Source organism: Clostridium cibarium (genome assembly GCF_014836335.1).
Lineage (GTDB): Bacteria > Bacillota > Clostridia > Clostridiales > Clostridiaceae > Clostridium > Clostridium cibarium.
Genome location: NZ_JACSRA010000007.1, coordinates 62,708 through 82,658, shown reverse-complemented (window position 1 = coordinate 82,658; position 19,951 = coordinate 62,708). Strand labels below are relative to the sequence as shown.

Genomic DNA, 19,951 nt, shown 5'->3' with positions numbered 1-19,951 from the left:
TTCTACTATCAAGTTATAATATCTTTGAACATTAATTTCATTGCTATACAATTTGCTAGTATTACTTCATTATTATATTGATTAAATATTTTTAACAAAAAGATATTTTTGATTTCTTTTAATAAACTTTTATTAGTTGTTTTAAATTTAATTTTTATGATATCATTTTTCATCATCAGTACGTTGTATTCTATATAATTGATAGAATTAAAATCTTTATCTAAAACTTCAATAGAAGTATCTTTTAAGTTTTCCCCATATATAGACAATAACAATTCACCGTCATATTTTATATTAGTTATACTAATTGAATTAATACAATTTCGTTCTTTTAGAATTTGTAATTCATTTTGAATAATAACTTTTGAATTGCTAGGTATGTCACTTGTCAATACTGTGTGTGGACTAATTTTAACGTTATTCCCAATAGTAATTGGACCAAGTATTCTACTAAAAGCTCCTATTTCTACATTGTTCCCTAAAGTAGGATGTCTTTTTCCCGCTTCATTTGCAGAGATACCTTTAGATCCTAATATAACTCCTTGTAATAGATAACATTGTTCTCCTATCTCGCATGTTTCACCTATTACTGTTCCAATTCCATGGTCAATAACAAACTGTTTCCCAATTTTTGCGGCAGGGTGTATTTCTATACCCGTTTGTACTTTTGCATATTCGGAAATCATTCGAGCTAAAATTAATTTATTATAACTATCAATATTATTACTATAATAAATACAATTTGCGATTCTATATAAAACGATACATTTAAATGATCTATATGAATTTAATACTAAATCTAAATTTCCATTGCAAGCAGGATCATTATTTACAAAAGCTAATAAATCTTCAATCACTAAATTATATATACTATCAAAAATATAATTATAGTGTTCTTGAATAAGATTAAAATTCATTTCTTTTGATAATGAAAATACTTCATTCATACATTTACTTATGAATGTTTTTACATTTTCATAACATATTTTTTTTGTATATATATTTTGCTCCATATACCCCCCCCTGATACTTATTCAATTACTTGCCAAGTATATTGATACATTTTTTACAATAATATTATTATATTGTATTATTTTACATTTATTATTCCTAAATGTCAAATTTCGAACAACATTAGTGATTATTTAATACAAAAAGTTGCACTTTAATAACAAACTGCTTTTTTATAAAAAACATATTAAGGAATTAAAATAAACACTCCACCAATAACAAGGTTACCAAAGTTAACTACCGATGCACTTTGTAGTCCTAGACATATACCGATGACCTTCGGTATTTTAATTTATCTTACATACCAGAATCATCAACAATAACACTATACCTTCCGTTAAAATTATTAAATATATAGATTAATATCCATATCTATTTCTAGTTATTTACTTATCATATGGTATAATTTAGTTATAACTAAAATATATAACATAAAATCATCAAATTGGAAGGGTGAACAGAAGTGAAACTAATTGGTTTAATTGGGGGTATGAGCTGGGAAAGCACGGTTACCTATTATCAAGTTGTGAACAATGTTATCAAAGATCAACTTGGAGAGTTACATTCAGCAAAGTGTTTATTATATAGTGTTGATTTTCATGAAATTGAGAAATGTCAATCAACTGGGAATTGGGAGAAGAGTGCGCAAATTTTATCAGAAGCTGCACAGAGTCTAGAAAAAGCAGGTGCAGAGTTTATAGTTATATGCACTAATACTATGCATAAAGTAGCAAATCAAATTCAAGAAGCTATTAATATTCCTATATTACATATTGCAGATGTAACTGCACAGGAATTAAAGAAAAGCTGTATTAACAAGGTTGCATTATTAGGAACAAAATATACAATGGAGCAGGATTTTTATAAGTCTAAGTTAATTGAAAATGGAATTGACGTATTAATACCTGATGCAGAAGATATAAATCTTATAAATACAATTATTTATGATGAATTGTGTTTAGGAATTATATCCGAACATTCAAAGCAGATTTATCTAAATATTATAAATAAGTTAGCAAAACAAGGTGCTCAAGGAACTATATTAGGTTGTACAGAGATTGGATTATTAATTCAACAAAAAGACACTAAAATACCATTGTTTGATACTACTTTAATCCATGGTGAGCAAGCTGCATTATATTCTATTGGATATAAATTGTAGTTTTAAAAAATAATAATTTCACTAAATATAATTTGAACTAAGCTTCTAAAAACGATGGTTTAGCTTATTGATTAAGTAAAATTTCATATAAAAAAATCAAGTAAGAGAGGCTATATCAGATTGAAGTTTTTTTAACTCAATCTGATACAGCCCCTTGAATTTTTTATACTTTCCCATACATTAAGATAAAAATACCTATAAGCTAAAACTTACAAAAATATTAGCCTATAGGTATTATTTTTTATTTTGTACTGTCTCTCTTAATCAATTCATAATCAAGAACATATTGATCTTGTTCCAAATCTTTCTTATTAAGAATTTTTATAAGCATTCTCATAGCAACTGATCCCATATCATAACTTGGTTGGGTAATAGTTGATATTTTAGGATAGAAAATTGAAGCAGCATAGTTGTTATTAAACCCTATTACACTTACATCCTCTGGTACCTTAATTCCATTATCTCTAAGTTCATTTATTGCACCCATTGCAATTTCATCTGATGCACAAACAATTCCATCGAATTTCTTACCACTTTCTATAAATTGTTTTACACCTTTTGCTCCTGATTTTACTCTTAATGTATCAAAGCAAACTAGATCATCTAATACTGATAAATTAGCTTCCTTTAAAGCATTCTCAAATCCTATGTATCTCTCTCCCCATGCATTCATACCATCATTTTTTACACCAATAAAACCTAAATTCTTTATTCCTTGTTCAATAAGATATTTAGCTCCATCATGTACAGCACTTACGTTATCTATAGTAACGCTTGGGAAAGCACCATCCTTATCTTTTGTCTCAACCAATACGGTTTTTAAATCTAACTCGTTAATTAAATCTAAGATATCTTCATTAAGTGAACTACTCATATAAATGACTCCGTCCACCATCTTTTCCTTAAGAACTCTTAAATATTCTTTCTCTTTTTCTGCATCGAAATCAGAATTACATAGTATTACATTGTAATCGTATATATGTGAAACATCCTCTGCTCCTCTTACGATTTCAGGATAAAATTGACTTGATATATCTGGAATTAGTATACCTATAGTTTTAGTTCTTTGAGTTTTCAAACTTCTTGCTACAATGTTAGGTCTATAACCTAACTTCTTAATGGCGTCTAAAACCTTTTTCTTTGTGTCTTCATTTACAACATCGATATCGTTTAACACTCTTGATACGGTCGCAATAGATACGCCAGCCTCTTTTGCTACGTCTTTAATAGAAGTTGCCATTTATTTATCACTCCCATTTTTATATATTCTAATTATTAATTATACATATATATTAGCGCAATAACAAGCAGTTATCTTTTTTATTTATAGTTTTTCTTAAAACATTGTTCTTTTTGCACATAATAAATGATGCACAATTTAGAATATATATTACTAATTCTACCCTAAATTGTGCATTCATATTTAAATATTATCTAATTACTTTAACATCAATATCTAATTTTTCACCATTTATTGTTGTTTCCATATAATCGCAATTTTCTGCTCCGTATATAACTTCAACTGTTAAAGTGTCTCTTTTAATTATATCTTCAAACTTCTTGATTACATTCATCAACATGTCATTATTTCTAACATATAAGTTAATCTTGTCAGCAACTTCAAAGCCTTTTTCTTTTCTCATATTTTGAATTTTAGAAATCATTTCTCTTAAGTGACCTTCTTCTTTTAATTCTTCTGTAATATGAGTATCAAGAACCACTCCAATTTCTCCTTCACCTGCAAAAGCATAACCATCTAATCCTTGCATTGTAACAAGAATACTATTTGAATTTAATTCAATCTCAGTTCCGTCTATATTTATAACTTCAACGTTGCCACTCTTAATCTTTTGAGCTAATTCCATTTGATTTCTAGATGCTATTTCTTTTCTTATAGCTGGAATTAACTTTCCATAACTTTTACCAAGTACAGGCAGATTTGGCTTAAGCTCAAAATTAACATGTTCTGATAAATCCGCACCAAACTTTATACTCTTGATATTTAACTCATCAGTTATGATATCTCCATAATATTCTGGAATTGATGCAACTGAAACTAGTATTTCTGAAAGCGGCTGTCTATTCTTAATGTTAGCTCCGTTTCTAGCACTTCTTCCAAGCTTAACTATTGTATAAGCTAGATCCATCTCTTTTTCTAATTCTTTGTTTATTGCCTTTTCATCAACTTGTGGCCAATTGCATAAGTGAATACTTTCTTCCGCTTTTGAATCTAAATTAACTACTAAGTTTTGATAAATTTCTTCTGTTATAAATGGCACAAATGGCGCTGCAACCTTTGATAAAGTTACAAGAACTTTGTATAAAGTCACATAAGCTCCTATCTTATCGTCAGTTAAAGTTTCTGACCAGTATCTAGATCTATTTCTTCTTACATACCAGTTTGATAACTCATCTGTAAAATCTTCTATTTGAAGAGCTGCATTTGTTATATCATAAGCGTTTAACTTATCATCTACATCCTTAACTAAAGTGTTTAACTTAGACATAATCCATTTATCCATAACATTTTCTGATTTGAAATCAGTATAATCTAATGGATTAAATCCATCTATATCTGCATATAAAACATAGAATGAGTATACATTCCATAATGTGCTTAAGAACTTTCTTTGAGCTTCACCAACATCATCAACTGAGAACCTTGTTGGTAACCATGGTGCACTAGCTGTATAAAAATGCCATCTTGTAGCATCTGCACCTTGAGCATCTAACACCTCAAATGGATCGACTACATTTCCTTTTGACTTAGACATCTTTAATCCCTTTTTATCTAAAACATGCCCTAAAACTATACAATTTTCAAATGGATTTCTATCAAAAATAGCAGTTGAAATAGCTAATAGTGTATAGAACCAACCTCTAGTTTGATCAACAGCTTCTGATATAAATTGGGCTGGATAGTTTTGTTCAAATAACTCTTTATTTTCAAATGGATAATGTAATTGGGCAAATGGCATTGACCCTGAATCAAACCAACAGTCAATAACTTCTCTAGTTCTAACCATTTCTTTACCACAGTGAGGACATTTTAATTTAACATTATCAATATATGGCTTATGAAGTTCTATATCTTCTGGCACATTTCTTCCTTTTTCTTTTAATTCCTCAATGCTGCCAACACATTCCTTATGCCCACATTCACATTCCCATATTGGAAGTGGAGTTCCCCAATATCTATCTCTTGAAATACCCCAATCAATAACATTTTCTAAGAACTTACCAAATCTACCTGTTCTAATGTTATCTGGATACCAATTAATCTTATTATTGTTCTCTAAAAGTTTATCTCTTAGAGTTGTCATTCTAACAAACCAGCTTTCCTTTGGATAGTAAAGAAGTGGTGTGTCACATCTCCAACAATGTGGATATGAGTGAAGGTGTTTTTCTGCTTTGAATAACTTATTATTTTCTTCTAACCATTTACAGATGCTTTCATCACACTTTTTAACGAATTTACCTGCCCATGGAGTAACTTCTTCTACGAATTTACCTTCTTTATCAACTAAATTAATAAACGTGATTCCATTAGCCTTTGCAACTAAACTATCCTCTTCACCATAAGCTGGTGCAATGTGAACTATTCCTGTACCATCTGATAAAGTAACATAATCACCATGAATTATTTCAAATGCTTTTCCTTCTACTTTTGCAAAAGGCATTAATTGTTCATATTTAAGACCAACAAGTTCTGTTCCCTTAAATTCTCTAACTATTTCATAATCTTCACCAAGAACTTTTCCTGCTAAATCTTTTGCAAGGATTAAAATTTCTTCTCCAACTTTTGCTTCTATATAAGTGTAAGCCTTATTTACAGATATAGCTAAGTTTGATGGCAATGTCCAAGGAGTTGTTGTCCACGCTAATATATACTTATTTTCTTCCCCTTCTACCTTAAACTTAACAGTTGCAGTTAAATCTTTAACATCTTTATACCCTTGAGCTACTTCATGAGATGAAAGAGCTGTCCCACATCTTGGGCAGTATGGCATAACCTTGTGTCCTTCATATAAAAGACCTTTTTCCCACATTTGTTTTAATGCCCACCATACTGATTCTATATAAGAATTGTGATAAGTTACATATGGCTCATCCATATCAACCCAATATCCAATTTTATTAGTCATATCTTCCCACATTGAAACATATTTAAATACGCTTTCCTTACATTCAGTAACGAATTTTTCAACGCCATATTCTTCAATTTGTTCCTTACCTGAGATTCCAAGTTTCTTTTCTATTTCAAGTTCAACTGGTAAACCATGTGTATCCCAACCAGCTTTTCTTATAACTTTATATCCCTTCATAACCTTATATCTTGGGATAATATCCTTCATAACTCTTGTTAAAATATGCCCTACATGAGGCTTTCCATTTGCTGTTGGAGGTCCATCATAGAAAGTGAAATACTCACCATCTTTATTCATATCAAAATTCTTTTTAATTACACTTTTTGCTTTCCAAAAATCTGCGACTTCTTTTTCCATGCCTACAAAACCTTTTGGCATTTCTACTTTTTTGTACATTCTAAAGATACTCCTCTCTTATTTCCTATAGTTAACTTTTTTAGGTTATTTACCTTTATAAATTTATTAATAACTTTTTATAAAAATAAAAAAAACTCCATCCAAAAGGACGAAGTTATATTCGCTATACCACCTATGGCAAATGCATCTAAATATTTCAAGATGCTCTTTTCAAGTACTTTCATACTCTATCCTTTAACGCAGGCTTACGGGAAAACCTACTAAGCTTAAGCCTTTCAATTTCCAACTCCTAGGTGATTTTCCTTTAAACTCTATACAACTTTCCACCAACCAGTTGCTCTCTTAAAGTAGAAGATTTAAGTACTTTTCCTAATCATAGCTTTTGTTTATCATTATATATCAACACCTCAATATCTGTCAATTATCTTGCAACTTTGCTTTAAATATATTTTTTCTAGTGATATACTTAAATTGTATTTCATTAAAGGAGGCGAATGCGATAAGGGAAATAACCTACAAACTCTATAGGAAGTAGGTCGCTTAATCCTAACGCATAAGATTACAAGCAGCTTAATTGCTATAGAGTACATTAGTAAAGTATAAATAATTTAATGAAAGAAGGCTTTATAATGACAAATCTAGCATTTGAAGTTATTGAAAGAGAATCTAATGAAAAATCAAACCTATTAAGAAAAAATGGACAAGTTCCTTGTATAATTTACGGAGGAAGTTTAGAAAAAGCAATTCCTATAAAAATTAAAAAGATCGAATTGATTAAACTTATTAGTTCAAACACATCAAGTTCCTTAATTCCTTTAAAAATCAACGGAAAAACCAAAACTTGTGTAATAAAAGAAGTTCAAAAAGATGTTTATGGAAAAGTTATTCATGCTGATTTTCAAGCTGTTAGAAAAAATGAAGTTATAAGATTGAAAATTCCTGTAACATTTTTAGGTGAAGAAAACTTAGAAACTAAGAGATTAGTTTTAGAAACTTTTTCTCCTGAAATAGAAGTCCAAGGCGTTGCTTCAAGTATGCCTGAAACTTTAGAATTTGATGTAAGTAACATGAATTTTGAAGATAAAGTTCTAGCAAGCAATATAACATTACCTAAGGGAATATCTCTAATAACAGATTCTGAAATATTATTAGCTATAGCAGCTAGTTCAAATAATAATTCCGAAGAAGAAGATGAATAAACTTCCAAATGAGATTATAAAAAAGGGAGGCTATATGCCTCCCTTTAACTATCTAATTGAAAGCTCCATAAATAGCTCTTATAGTTCTTTCAAAATCATCATTTTCAATACCTACTAATATATTCATTTCCGATGAACCTTGATCTATCATTCTTATATTTACATTTGCATTTGTTAATGCGCTAAAAATTCTAGTTGCGACACCCTTTCTTTTTGCCATTCCCTTTCCTACTGTAGCTATTAACGCCATATTAGGATGTACCACTACGGAATCTGGGTCACATGCTCTGCGAATTTCCTCAACTATCTTGTCAGTCTTATTCTTAAGCTCACTATCTGAAATAACAACACATACTGTATCAATTCCAGAAGGCATATTTTCAAATGATACGTTATTCATTTCTAACACTGAAAGTACCTTCCTACAGAATCCAAGTTCTGAATTCATCATAGCTTTCTCAATAGATATAACAGTAAAATCTTTTTTACCTGCTATTCCTGTTATTGTCTTACACTCCTTTTCATCTGTATCTTGTACTATATATGTACCTTCATCTTCAGGTCTATTAGTATTTTTAATATTTATTGGAATACCCATTCTTCTCACTGGGAATATTGCTTCCTCATGAAGTACAGATGCTCCCATATATGATAATTCCCTTAATTCTTTATACGTAATACGGCTTATAGCCTTAGGATTTTCTACTATCCTTGGATCTGCCATTAAAAATCCTGAAACATCAGTCCAGTTTTCATATAAATCAGCTTCTATACTAGCTGCTATTAATGCACCAGTTACGTCTGATCCACCTCTTGAAAATGTAATTATATTCCCTTCTTTATCTGCCCCATAAAATCCAGGAATAACAGCCTTTTCAACATTTCTTAAAGTATTTCTTAATAATTCATCTGTTTCTTTTGAATTTAAAGTTCCATCATTATTAAACACAATAACATTTTTTGCATCAACAAATTCATATCCTAAATACTTAGCTAATATCAACCCATTTAGGTACTCTCCTCTACTAGCTGCATATTCTTTCGAAGCACCAGCTTCAAGATCTTTCTTTACGATACCTAAGTGTTTTTGGATATCAAAATCTAATCCCAAGTCATTGACAATTCCAGTATACCTTTCATAAACATGCTTAAAAACATCGTCTAATGAAATTCCAGTCATAACATGTGCATGACAAAGATATAATAAATCTGTTATCTTTGTATCTTTTGCATTTCTTTTTCCTGGTGCCGATGGAACCACATATCGCCTATTGCTATCTGCAAATACTATTTCTTTAACTTTGCTGAACTGTGATGCATCTGCAAGTGAACTTCCTCCAAATTTTGTAACTACTACAGAATTCATTTTTTTGCCCCCAATATATTTAATTTTCTAATGCCTATTCTATCAACTTTCGAATTTTTTTCAATAGTTTTTACATAAATTTTCGTCTTTTTTTAAAATTACATTTCTATATTCTTTAATTAATATTAAGTATTCTTAATTATTCTTAATTATGTTAAATAAAGATACCATTTTCCCTATAAATACTGTTATAATCTTAGAAGAGTCTTTTTGAAAGGAGATAATTATGACTAGCAAATTTTATTTACATAAAGGAAAAAATAAAAGAGCTGAAGGCGGACGTCCATGGATATATATAGATGAAATAAATGAATATGATGGTGATTATGAAAATGGTGATATAGTCGAAGTATATAATCACAAAGGATATTTTATAGGAAAAGGCTATATTAATGATAGAAGTAAAATAACTATTAGAATCATGACTAGAGATAAGGATGAAGAAATAGATAAAGAATTCTTTAAAAACAGATTAAAAGCTGCTTTTGAATATAGAAAAACTGTTATAGACACATCTTCTTGTAGATTGGTTTTTGGTGAAGCTGATTTACTTCCTGGATTAACTATTGACAAGTTTGAAGATTACTATGTTATACAAATTTCAACTTTGGGAATGGATAAATATAGAGATATTATAGTTCATCTTCTTGTTAATGATTTCAATGCTAAAGGAGTATATGAAAGAAGTGATATAGCTACTCGTGAGATTGAAGGACTTGAGCAAAGAAAAGGCTTTTTAACTGATGAATTTGATACCAATATTCAAATTATTGAAAACGGAGTTAAGTACATAGTTGATATTGAAAATGGTCAAAAGACCGGATTTTTCTTAGATCAAAAAGAAAATCGAGCTGCTATTCATAGGATATGTAAAAACAGGGAAGTTTTAGATTGCTTTACACATACCGGCTCCTTTGCATTAAATGCTGGCATTGCAGGTGCAAAATCAGTACTTGGTATAGACGTATCAGAACATGCCATTGAATGTGCGACAAAAAACGCTGAACTTAATGGCTTACAGGATACTGTTAAATTCGAATGTCATAATGCCTTTGATGTATTATCTACATGGTCAAAGGAAGTAAGAAAGTTTGATGTAGTTATTTTAGATCCTCCAGCTTTCACTAAATCTAGAAACACTATTAATGGAGCTAAAAGAGGATATAAAGAAATTAATCTTAGAGGGCTGAAAATGGTTAAGCCTGGAGGATACTTTGTAACTTGCTCATGCTCACACTACATGAGCGAAGATTTACTAAAGTCCACAATAAATGAAGCTGCACATGATGCTCACAGAATATTAAGGCAAGTTGAATTTAGAACCCAATCTGCAGATCATCCAATACTATGGAATTCAGATGAAAGTTATTACTTGAAATTCTTTGTATTTCAAGTTGTGTAAATTTAAATTTAAAAAGTAGTGACATACAAAAAGTCTACCGTTACTACTTTTTCTAAAAATATTTCTAAAGAGGTGACTTCAGGATGAATTTTTTGAAAGACTTACTAAAAAAAGATATAACCAAAAGACTTATTGTCTTATTTATAATTATCTTTTTCTTCTTCATACTAAAATCAATGCTTAATCTGTTCTTACTAACATTTATATTCACCTACATAACATATAGTTTTCAAAAAGGGATTACCGACAAATTAGATAAGTATATTAAAATAAATCCAACAATAATAACATTATTCTTGTATTTAATCTTATCAACTGCAATCGTATTTTTTGTGTCTACATATATTCCAATAATTATCAAACAGCTAGGTGAGATAATTTCAGAAATAACTAACTTTAACTTTGATTCAATTAATATTGGATTTCTCTCTCCTTATGTAAGAAAATATATTCATGAAATTGACTTTATATCAATCATAAAAGGGGCTGGATTAGATCAGATTTTAAGATATGCCTCAAACCTAGGAGCTTGGGGATTCAATGTTTTTATAGCTTCAATATTAAGTTTATTCTTTTTACTTGAAAAAGATAAAATTAAAGAATTCTTTTTTAAATTTGAAGATAGCAAAATTTCTATGGTCTATAAATACACATTGGACTTTGGAACTAATTTTTTAAACTCATTTGGTAAAGTAGTGCAAGCTCAATTAATTATCGCTTTTGTAAATAGTATTTTATCTACAATAGCACTATTCTTGTTTCACTTTCCTCAAGTTTTGGGGCTTGGGGTTATGATTTTTATATTCAGCTTGGTTCCAGTTGCCGGTACTATCGCTTCATTAATTCCTCTTTGTATAATAGCTTATACTATAGGCGGATTTAAAACAGTTTTTTATATTCTTATTCTGATAGCTGTTTTACACGCTCTAGAAAGTTATGTATTGAATCCTAGATTTATGGCTGATAAAACCGAACTTCCTGTTTTTATCGTTTTTATCACTCTATTAATATCTGAACACTTCATGGGAGTCTGGGGACTGCTTCTTGGCATACCTCTTCTCATGTTTATTTTAGATCTATTAAATGTTAAGTTAGGTTCTGCTGGTAAGAAGCCTAAAGAAAAGTTATTAAAAATAAGTCTTAATTCTTTGAAATTAAAAAAGTAACCTTGTTATAAGGTTACTTTTTTTATTCTCTGTATTAATGATAAAAATAATACTCTTTACCTATTCACTAACCTACTTTTTGCATTTTTTTCCTTTTATGTGATATAATATAATAAGAAATTAACCACTTGCGAAATGGGGGGATTGATATGGTAACACAAAAAATGAATTTAATTTATTCTGTATTAAAAGAAGAGCATTTTGAATTATCTGCAGCATCATACGAAAAAGATGAATATCATATTTTTTATAAGAGTGGTCTAGTCTTAACAATTGACCTATCTACAGATATAATAAATGCTACTATGATGTATTTTGACATAAATCATGAGTTTGTTTCTTATACATATAACTTAGATAATGAAAGTTCCTTTGATGATTTGTTGGAACATGTACTAAATATTATTTCAACTAATAGTATGCTTCTAAAGTGGAACTTAACATTGTATGAATTAATACATTTAGATAAGTTAATTTTCCTATCCATGAAAGACTTATCATTATGTAAAACAAATGATAATGTAAGTTCCATTAAAATTGATAGAATTATGAATTTTGATAAAGAACTTTTCGATATGTTACTTGGTCCATCCAATGAAAACAACCAAATTACATCACTTTACAATAAGTTAACTCATGAAAAATTTAAGATAATAATTATAGAAAAGACTAATACTGGTATCTCTAATATTACTAGAGCATTATTTATTAGAGATGGTATCCTAATTACAATATTCTATGAAGAATCTGGAGTTGTTTTATGTGGAGATATTTTTTTCCAAACCAACCATAAGATAAATGATAATATATATATTGATAATAAAGATATAGTAGATTCATCAAATGACAATTTTATATTATATAAATTAAGATTTTCAGAAAAAACCTTTGATCATATTGTATACTTATTGGATCATACTAATATTATTTATAAGAAAATTCATAATAAATCTTACAAAAAGATCAATTTATCTAGTAGTGTTGAACACTTAACCCAAAAATACCATAGCCGTCTAGACTCAATAAGTAATGAATTATCATATGAAGATTTAGAAATGTTAGGCATGTAACCTTATATAAATTTAGAACTCATCAAAATGATGGGTTCTACTTAATTTATCTTGATATTCCTATATCTCTCCCTGAGCTAATACTATTATCTATTTTTATATTTCCATCTATAATTTCTATCGAGATCGTTGATATCTGATCTATAGCCCAATCTTTAGGTAATGGGTATCCAATATTCCCGCTAAATTCTGTTGACATATCACAGACAAAACTACTACAAGTATAACCAGCCTTGCTAACTATACTGCTAATTTTTCTTGGAGCATATATTCCTACTTTAAAACTTGTTCCAATATCATTAAACACCTTATAAATTTCAGCAAAATACTCTAAAACTCCCTTTATATACTTATCTAGAGCATCAAAATCTACTGCAAAATATATAATTCCTTGCTTTAACCTAAGATTATTTACTGCCTCAATTACATCCTTTGCATCATTACTTCCTTGGAATGTGCTAAAATAATCACCTTTGTTTCCAAAGGTTTCAAATATGGGAACAAAGTTCAATCCCTCCTCAAAGATAATATTCAATTCACTAGGTGTGATTTTATAATTACCAGTAAGGTATCTCCCTACTGATATATATCCATTACTCCTTAATGCTTTAGCTATTGCAGGGGTAATTGTTGTTGAACAATCACAAATTGTTCCTTTTCTGCTTTCATCTCCTTTACTTACTAGCAGTGATGCCCACGTTTGCATACCAGCTACTCCAGTTTCATCCAAGCTAGAGAACCTCTGAAAATCCGTTACTGCTTTCTTTGTATTCTCTCCATACAATCCATCAAATCCACTTGAATCAAAACCGTTCACATACAAAGCATATTGTAACAAATATATAAGTTTACTTTGTCTGCTACCTAATCTTAATCTAGGACACCTTGCTTTTGTTGCTGGTCCAAAATTGCCATTAGGCTCAACTATTCCTTCTTCGATCTGCAAAGCATAAATTAACGCCTTATTAGTTATTCTTTCATAAATTCCATCACATGGAACCAACCCTATGTTAGCTCTAAAATACCCATTAGAAGAATAATCCCTATTTAAGTTTTGTTGAACTTTACGAATCTTAGAATCTCCTAAAAGCTTAAAAGAATCCATATTTAGCAATGCTTTCATTAAAAGTGAATCTACAACTCCTGTTAAATTCGTTAATCCTGCATCTGATTGAAACTCTATTACTGCATTTTTTGTATTTTCCCCAAACGTCCCAGTAAATCCTGTTGGATTGTACCCTTTGCAAAATAACGCACCTTGCAAAATGTAAACTTGATTTGCTTTATCGGACCAAATTGCTATATCCTTAAACGCACTAGTAGTTGCCGGTCCAAAATTACCATTAGGCTCAGTTATTCCAAGCTCTATTTGTAAAGCTATTGTAAGTGCCTTTATTGTATTTCCTCCGGTTATCCCATCTTCATCTATTACAATATATCCCTTCTTTCCACTATACGTTCTATTTAGCCATCGTTGAGTTATTTTTACCGCTTCATCTACCATCATTAACATCTCCCTCTTATTTCAATAAAAAACAATCATATTTATAAACTTACCCCCGATTTTTAGCTATATTATTTAACTTAGGGCATTTCTATAAGTCTTTTCTAAAATGCTTAACGCAGATTTTCTGCTTTTATATACAGCTTGTCTTGATATACTTAAAAAATTAGCAATTTCACAATCTGATAAACAGTATTTATATCTCATAGTTATAACTTTTTTCTGTTTATCTGATAAACTTGAAATCAATTCATCAAAAGCTAAAGACGAATTATCCATAGGATTACAAGAATACTTTTTATCAATTTCTATATTTGTAAGCATTGAATTATATGTAACATTCTTATTTTTAGCTTGTTTATAATAAATGTTTATACAATAATTTTTTAATGAAACAGATATATACTTGTATAACTCCTCTTCTGATTTAAAATTAGAAATATTTATTTTCTTAGTAAGTTGCCAAAGAAATAATACAATGTAATTTTTATACAACTCAAGTTGAAAACTCATGGTTAAAAACTCAATTTTCTTATTAAACCTTGAATAGATTGCATCAAAGTTTTTATCAGAGTTTATTAGTAATTCTATTAACCTCATAAAATCCCCCCTAAATAAGAACTACATATACAATAACCAAACATATGTTCTCATTGTAAACCTTGAGAGAAATTTTTTCCACAAAAGATATTAATAAATAAAATGAGATACTTGTCCTTTAATGACCCACAAATAGAATATATTCAATTATCACACTCCATGAAAACGCAATATTTACCCTTTTCCTTTATACCGCTTTAAATATTTAAAGCAGTATTTTATGCATAAAAACATAAAATACTGCTTACTATAAATCTTTTTCATTCAAATAAATTTTCAAGTTTATCTTTATATGACCAAGCCAAACAATGCTTAGGATACCCTTTCTTACTTACTTCCCCAACTCTCAAGATATGCTTTTTCTGAGAATTATTCATCATTTCATACCTTAAAGACTTTAATATTAATTCCACTCTGCTTATATATATTTCATCTAAACCCTCTAAAGGTTCTCCCCAAGCAGCAATTATATAATCAGCATCATGTATTTCTTCAGCTATTACTTCATCATTATAAAGAATATCCTCGTTTCCTTCTATATATTCTCTACCTCTTAAAATACACTCCTCATATAAATCCTCTCTTGAATATTCATATACTGTAAAAAGATTTACTATCGTTAGTTTTTGTATTCCTTTAAACTCATCCTTGTTTTCTTCCATAAACTTAACTATTCTCTTATATAGGCTATTGCAACTATCTTCCTCTACTCCCTTAGGAGCTCTAGATATAACTAGAACGTGACTTCCTTTTTTACCAAGGTTAAATGAAACTTTATAACACCTTTCTCCTCTTTCATCCTCAGTAACATTAATACCCTTTTTAATAACAGATTTAGGATACTTGCATCTACACATAGTCATTCCCCTTTTATACCAGATTACTAATTAATATTTAATAATGTTTTAACTTATTCCTATAATATGTCCTTCACTGTATTCGGGTACTATATTAGTTATGTTTTTCTGAACACAATAATTGATATCTTTTTCTAACCCTAAATTAATCATAACATTATAATGCCTTGCATTACTTATATATTCTAATACATTAGTAGATTCTTCATATAACTTCTCTGCTGTAAATGCTATATCTGTTAGCTCCACATTATTATTAATTTTTTTAATTTCGTTAATAATAAGGCCTGTACATATATAATCATCCATAGAAAATTGGCCATTCGTTCCAGCATTAACTATAACTAAATCCTTGTTAACCTCCATCAACCTATTAGCTAGAGCTCTTGCATTAAGCATACATCCAACAAATATTTTATCTGCAGCTGTACAATTAGTTAAAGTTCTTGTTCCATTAGTTGTTGTAATTATTATCGTCTTACCAAAAACTTGTTCCTTTGTGTACTCTAAAGGAGAATTGGATAAATCAAATCCATCGATTCTAACAGCCCTTCTCTCTCCTCCTAAAATACAATTTTCTTTTCCTAACCTTTTTCTCATCTCAAATGCTTCTTCTACAGTTAATAAGGGTATTACTTCTTTGCAACCATTCATTAAAGCTGTTGTAATGACTGAAGTTGCTCTAAGCATATCTATTACCACAACAATATTATCCTTAATTATATCTTCTCTTATGTAGTCTGCTGAAATAATAACATCAATCTTCATAAATTCATACCTTCCTTAAATTTTTCCCCTTGATATATATCATTATCTTCCATAGCTTTATCTATAGCATTTAAAACTTCCCATTTCTTTAGACTCCACATAGGTCCAATTAACAAATCCCTTGGAGCATCACCGGTTAACCTATGTACAACCATATCTTCCGGTATCATTTCAACTGACTTACACAATAAATCTATATACTCTTCCTGAGATAAAAATTCTAATTCCCCTCTTTCATATAACTTAACCAAAGGAGTATTTTTCATTAAATGAAGTAAATGAAACTTTACTCCTTTTGCTCCTGAATGAGCAATATATTTCACTGTTTTAAGCATATCATCTTTAGTTTCACCTGGTAATCCAAAAATGCTATGAACAACAAAATCTATATTTCTTATTTTTAACTCCTCTATAGATTTTTCAAAAACTTCTAACTTATATCCTCTATTTATTTTTTTAGCTGATTCATCATTACAAGTTTGTAACCCAAGCTCTATCCAAACATAAAATTTTTTATTTATTTCTTCTAACAAATCTAATACATCTTCACCTAAACAATCAGGTCTTGTAGCTATAGCTAAAGCCACCACGCCTTCCTGTTTAAGTGCTTCTTCATATTTTTCTCTTAAAACTTCTATAGATGCATAAGTATTAGTGTAAGCCTGGAAATAAGCAATATATTTGCTACCATTCCACTTCTTTAACATCATCTTCTTTACATGATCAAATTGCATCCCAATAGAAAAATCTCTATCCCCAGCAAAATCTCCTGATCCTCTTTCACTGCAAAATAAACATCCACCACTACTTATAGTTCCATCTCTATTAGGGCAAGAAAAACCTCCATCTAAAGATATTTTAAAAACTTTTTCTCCAAACTTTTCTCTTAAAAAGTGATTTAAGCTATGATATCTTTTCCCATTCCATTCTTTCCCCATAGTCATCCTCCTCCAAATAAAAATATCATACTTATAATAACAGATTAAAATTAAAAATGCTAAAACACTATTTCTCCATTTCTTTCTTTATTATTCTCATATCCTTCAAATCCACTAAATAAGTTCCTTCAGAATCTTTATCTCCCTTCATTCCTGTAGATTTCACAAACACTCCTCTATCTGTAACTCTAAGAATATCTAGAGAATATTTATCACTTGGAAAGACTACATCAAACTTTAATGGCAATAATTCTCCTGTTGGATTTTTATATATCCTGATAGTTGATCCCTTTCCTTCCTCTATAAACTGTACAATTAATTCTCCATCACTATCAGAGAACAATAGCTTTTGGACATCTACATTCTTTAGTACATCATACCCCATTATATCTTCTGCTATCGGTTTTTCTAAAAACTTCTCTATATTTTCATCAACATTTACATCCTGTTGTCCTCCTTTTCCTTCTCCTTTTGCTTCTCCATATGCCTTTTTAGTTTTATTCACCAAAGCTAAAGCTATTATTGCATTATTCCCACGTGTCGCAGTCATAGCTATAGATTCTCCCTGAAAACCTATGTTGATAAAAGAAATTTCACTTTCTGGTACATCTTCTTTGGTTATCACTACCTTCCCATCTTTAGGGAATACTTGCTTAGGTAAATCTCTTCTTCTTAAAAGCAATTGACTCTTCCCAGTTTCTTCATCTATCAATCTTAAAGAAGTTCCATCTTTATATACTTGTTTCAAGCTCTTAATATTTACGTCATCTATTAAATACTTATCATCTACTTTAACTACTTTTAAATCTAGACTTTCAAGATCAGCCCTTACAACATTCTTACTTCCCCTTATTAATAGATATCTTATATATGCATAATTTGATCCTTCTGATACTAAATCAATTTTATATGAATCTATTTTATTTTCTCTTATTTTATTAATTTCATTTTCATCTATAGTCTCATTTCTACAATACTTATTAGCTTCATTAATATCATCATTCGCCAAACCCTTCATAAAATTGTTCCCTGACTCTATTGCTTCATTAATATTAAATAAGTACAATGACACTTCTTTCGCTGACCTTTCACAACCAATAATGTTAATTGGTAAAACTAATATTAAAACAAACACTATAAATTTTTTCATAAAAAACTCCTCTTTCTTATTACTAGATACTAATAAGTTTAGTTTTCCTTAGAAAATTCTCCTTATACCATTGAATTAGAATAAATACATATACATCATTAATATATTTGTTATTAGAAACAACTTAGAAAGGAAATATATTGTGAATAAAGAGATTACTAAAATATTTCAGATAGCTGTAGTTTTTATTGGCACTATCGTTGGTGCTGGACTAGCCTCTGGCAAGGAAATAACCCAATTCTTCACCTCATTTAGTGTAAAGAGTTTCTTAGGGATAATTTTATGTGGTACATTCTACATAATAATGGGATCTATTATTTCAAAAATAAGTGTTAACTATAATCTTAACTCTTATAGTGATGTAATGAAAATAATAAGTCCTAACCTTTTAGGTAAACTTACCGGAGTTATAACCACACTTTATTTAATATCAAGTGCATCAATAATAATAGCTGGAAGTGGTGCTTTAATTAATCAATTTTTTGGTATACCTAAAATTGCCGGTTCATTAATTATGATTGCTTTAGCTTCATTTTTTTTAATTAGAGGAACAGATGGCTTAATTGAAGTAAATTCTTTTATTGTCCCAGCCTTAATAACTACCATAACTATAATTACCATCCTATACTTTTTATTTTGCAGAGAAATGGTCACTATCGACAATATAGCCAGTTTTAAGCCTAAAAGAGAAGGGATTTTGCTCTCAACTATTCTATATGCTGGATATAATATTCTCTGCTCCTCTGGTGTACTAGTTCCTTTAAGTACGCAAATGAAAAAATCAAAAACAATGATTATAGGTATTTTCTTTGGCGCTATAGGTCTCACTCTACTTTGCTGTATGATTAATCTTATGCTTATGATTAATCAACCTTATATTTACGAATACGAAATACCACTATTGTTCGTTGCTCAAAGATTTGGTCCAGTTATACAAGCTTTACTTTTAATAATCATTTGGTTAGAAATGTTCTCAACAGAAGTTTCAGATGTATATTCAATAAGTAAAACTCTTGAACAAACCTTTAATATAAAATTTGAAAGAGGTATTTTTTTAGTATTAGTCATAGCTTTGCCTATATCTCAAATCGGTTTTACTAACTTAATATCTACTCTGTATCCTTTATTTGGTGTTCTAAGCTTAATATTTATAATTCAGTGCTTAATTTTCTACTATAAGCATAAAGATAAAATGTCAAATTAACTTCTTGTAATCGCCTCCTATTAGACTTATAATTTATTGAATACTTAAA

At 29.4% G+C, this 19,951-nt stretch carries 16 protein-coding genes and 1 other annotated feature; of the genes, 6 read left to right on the top strand and 10 right to left on the bottom strand.

Going from position 1 to position 19,951, the window contains the following annotated elements; all coding sequences use genetic code 11:
• Positions 1-8 precede the first annotated feature (8 nt).
• The gene (locus H9661_RS06005) at positions 9-1,013 is read right to left on the bottom strand and encodes a serine O-acetyltransferase (RefSeq protein ID WP_243129626.1); all 1,005 of its coding nucleotides are present in this window, start codon (positions 1,011-1,013) and stop codon (positions 9-11) included.
• Between the two features lie 461 nt (positions 1,014-1,474).
• On the opposite strand from H9661_RS06005, the gene H9661_RS06000 reads away from it, so the two are divergent.
• Positions 1,475-2,173 (top strand): amino acid racemase, encoded by a 699-nt coding sequence (locus H9661_RS06000; protein WP_191767938.1) that lies wholly within the window; start codon positions 1,475-1,477, stop codon positions 2,171-2,173.
• 241 nt (positions 2,174-2,414) lie between these two features.
• Here the strand turns inward: H9661_RS06000 and H9661_RS05995 are convergent, their stop codons facing one another.
• Both H9661_RS05995 and ileS read right to left on the bottom strand, forming a co-directional pair.
• Positions 2,415-3,413 (bottom strand): LacI family DNA-binding transcriptional regulator, encoded by a 999-nt coding sequence (locus tag H9661_RS05995; RefSeq protein WP_143317494.1) that lies wholly within the window; start codon positions 3,411-3,413, stop codon positions 2,415-2,417.
• Between the two features lie 190 nt (positions 3,414-3,603).
• Entirely contained in the window at positions 3,604-6,717 is a 3,114-nt protein-coding gene (gene ileS, locus H9661_RS05990) for an isoleucine--tRNA ligase (protein WP_143317493.1), read from the bottom strand.
• 102 nt (positions 6,718-6,819) lie between these two features.
• Positions 6,820-7,064: a binding site (T-box leader), on the bottom strand.
• A gap of 243 nt (positions 7,065-7,307) precedes the next feature.
• Here ileS and H9661_RS05985 point away from each other — a divergent pair.
• Positions 7,308-7,877, top strand: a complete 570-nt coding sequence (locus H9661_RS05985) for a 50S ribosomal protein L25 (protein WP_185966836.1) — start codon at positions 7,308-7,310, stop codon at positions 7,875-7,877.
• 52 nt (positions 7,878-7,929) lie between these two features.
• Here the strand turns inward: H9661_RS05985 and H9661_RS05980 are convergent, their stop codons facing one another.
• Positions 7,930-9,243, bottom strand: coding sequence for an aspartate kinase (locus tag H9661_RS05980; protein WP_143317837.1), 1,314 nt, complete (start codon positions 9,241-9,243; stop codon positions 7,930-7,932).
• A gap of 226 nt (positions 9,244-9,469) precedes the next feature.
• Here H9661_RS05980 and H9661_RS05975 point away from each other — a divergent pair, with 226 nt between their 5' ends.
• The 3 genes from H9661_RS05975 to H9661_RS05965 all read left to right on the top strand — a co-directional run bounded on the left by H9661_RS05975 (position 9,470) and on the right by H9661_RS05965 (position 12,881).
• On the top strand, positions 9,470-10,645 hold the full coding sequence (locus H9661_RS05975; protein ID WP_191767937.1) for a class I SAM-dependent rRNA methyltransferase: 1,176 nt from the start codon (positions 9,470-9,472) through the stop codon (positions 10,643-10,645).
• Between the two features lie 83 nt (positions 10,646-10,728).
• Complete coding sequence (locus tag H9661_RS05970) at positions 10,729-11,811, top strand: AI-2E family transporter (protein WP_143317835.1); 1,083 nt, start codon at positions 10,729-10,731, stop codon at positions 11,809-11,811.
• Between the two features lie 149 nt (positions 11,812-11,960).
• Entirely contained in the window at positions 11,961-12,881 is a 921-nt protein-coding gene (locus tag H9661_RS05965) for a hypothetical protein (protein ID WP_143317834.1), read from the top strand.
• A 46-nt stretch (positions 12,882-12,927) separates the two neighbouring features.
• On the opposite strand, the gene H9661_RS05960 is transcribed toward H9661_RS05965, so the two are convergent.
• The 6 genes from H9661_RS05960 to H9661_RS05935 form a co-directional block, all read right to left on the bottom strand.
• Positions 12,928-14,388 (bottom strand): peptidoglycan-binding protein, encoded by a 1,461-nt coding sequence (locus tag H9661_RS05960; RefSeq protein ID WP_243240348.1) that lies wholly within the window; start codon positions 14,386-14,388, stop codon positions 12,928-12,930.
• 72 nt (positions 14,389-14,460) lie between these two features.
• A complete protein-coding gene (locus H9661_RS05955; protein ID WP_191767936.1) occupies positions 14,461-14,985 on the bottom strand; it encodes a sigma factor-like helix-turn-helix DNA-binding protein in 525 nt (174 codons plus the stop codon).
• Between the two features lie 260 nt (positions 14,986-15,245).
• Positions 15,246-15,842 carry a DUF1643 domain-containing protein gene (locus tag H9661_RS05950; RefSeq protein ID WP_185966857.1) on the bottom strand — a complete coding sequence of 199 codons (597 nt, stop codon included), beginning with the start codon at positions 15,840-15,842 and terminating at the stop codon, positions 15,246-15,248.
• Positions 15,843-15,890: 48 nt separating this feature from the next.
• Positions 15,891-16,610, bottom strand: a complete 720-nt coding sequence (locus H9661_RS05945; protein ID WP_143317831.1) for a 2-phosphosulfolactate phosphatase family protein — start codon at positions 16,608-16,610, stop codon at positions 15,891-15,893.
• Positions 16,607-17,548 carry a tRNA modification radical SAM protein MnmL/YtqA gene (gene mnmL / locus H9661_RS05940; RefSeq protein WP_191767935.1) on the bottom strand — a complete coding sequence of 314 codons (942 nt, stop codon included), beginning with the start codon at positions 17,546-17,548 and terminating at the stop codon, positions 16,607-16,609. Before mnmL ends, H9661_RS05945 begins: the two co-directional genes overlap by 4 nt.
• 67 nt (positions 17,549-17,615) lie before the next feature.
• Positions 17,616-18,698 (bottom strand): hypothetical protein, encoded by a 1,083-nt coding sequence (locus H9661_RS05935; protein WP_191767934.1) that lies wholly within the window; start codon positions 18,696-18,698, stop codon positions 17,616-17,618.
• Between the two features lie 142 nt (positions 18,699-18,840).
• Here H9661_RS05935 and H9661_RS05930 point away from each other — a divergent pair, with 142 nt between their 5' ends.
• Positions 18,841-19,902, top strand: coding sequence for a YkvI family membrane protein (locus H9661_RS05930; RefSeq protein WP_143317828.1), 1,062 nt, complete (start codon positions 18,841-18,843; stop codon positions 19,900-19,902).
• Positions 19,903-19,951 lie beyond the last annotated feature (49 nt).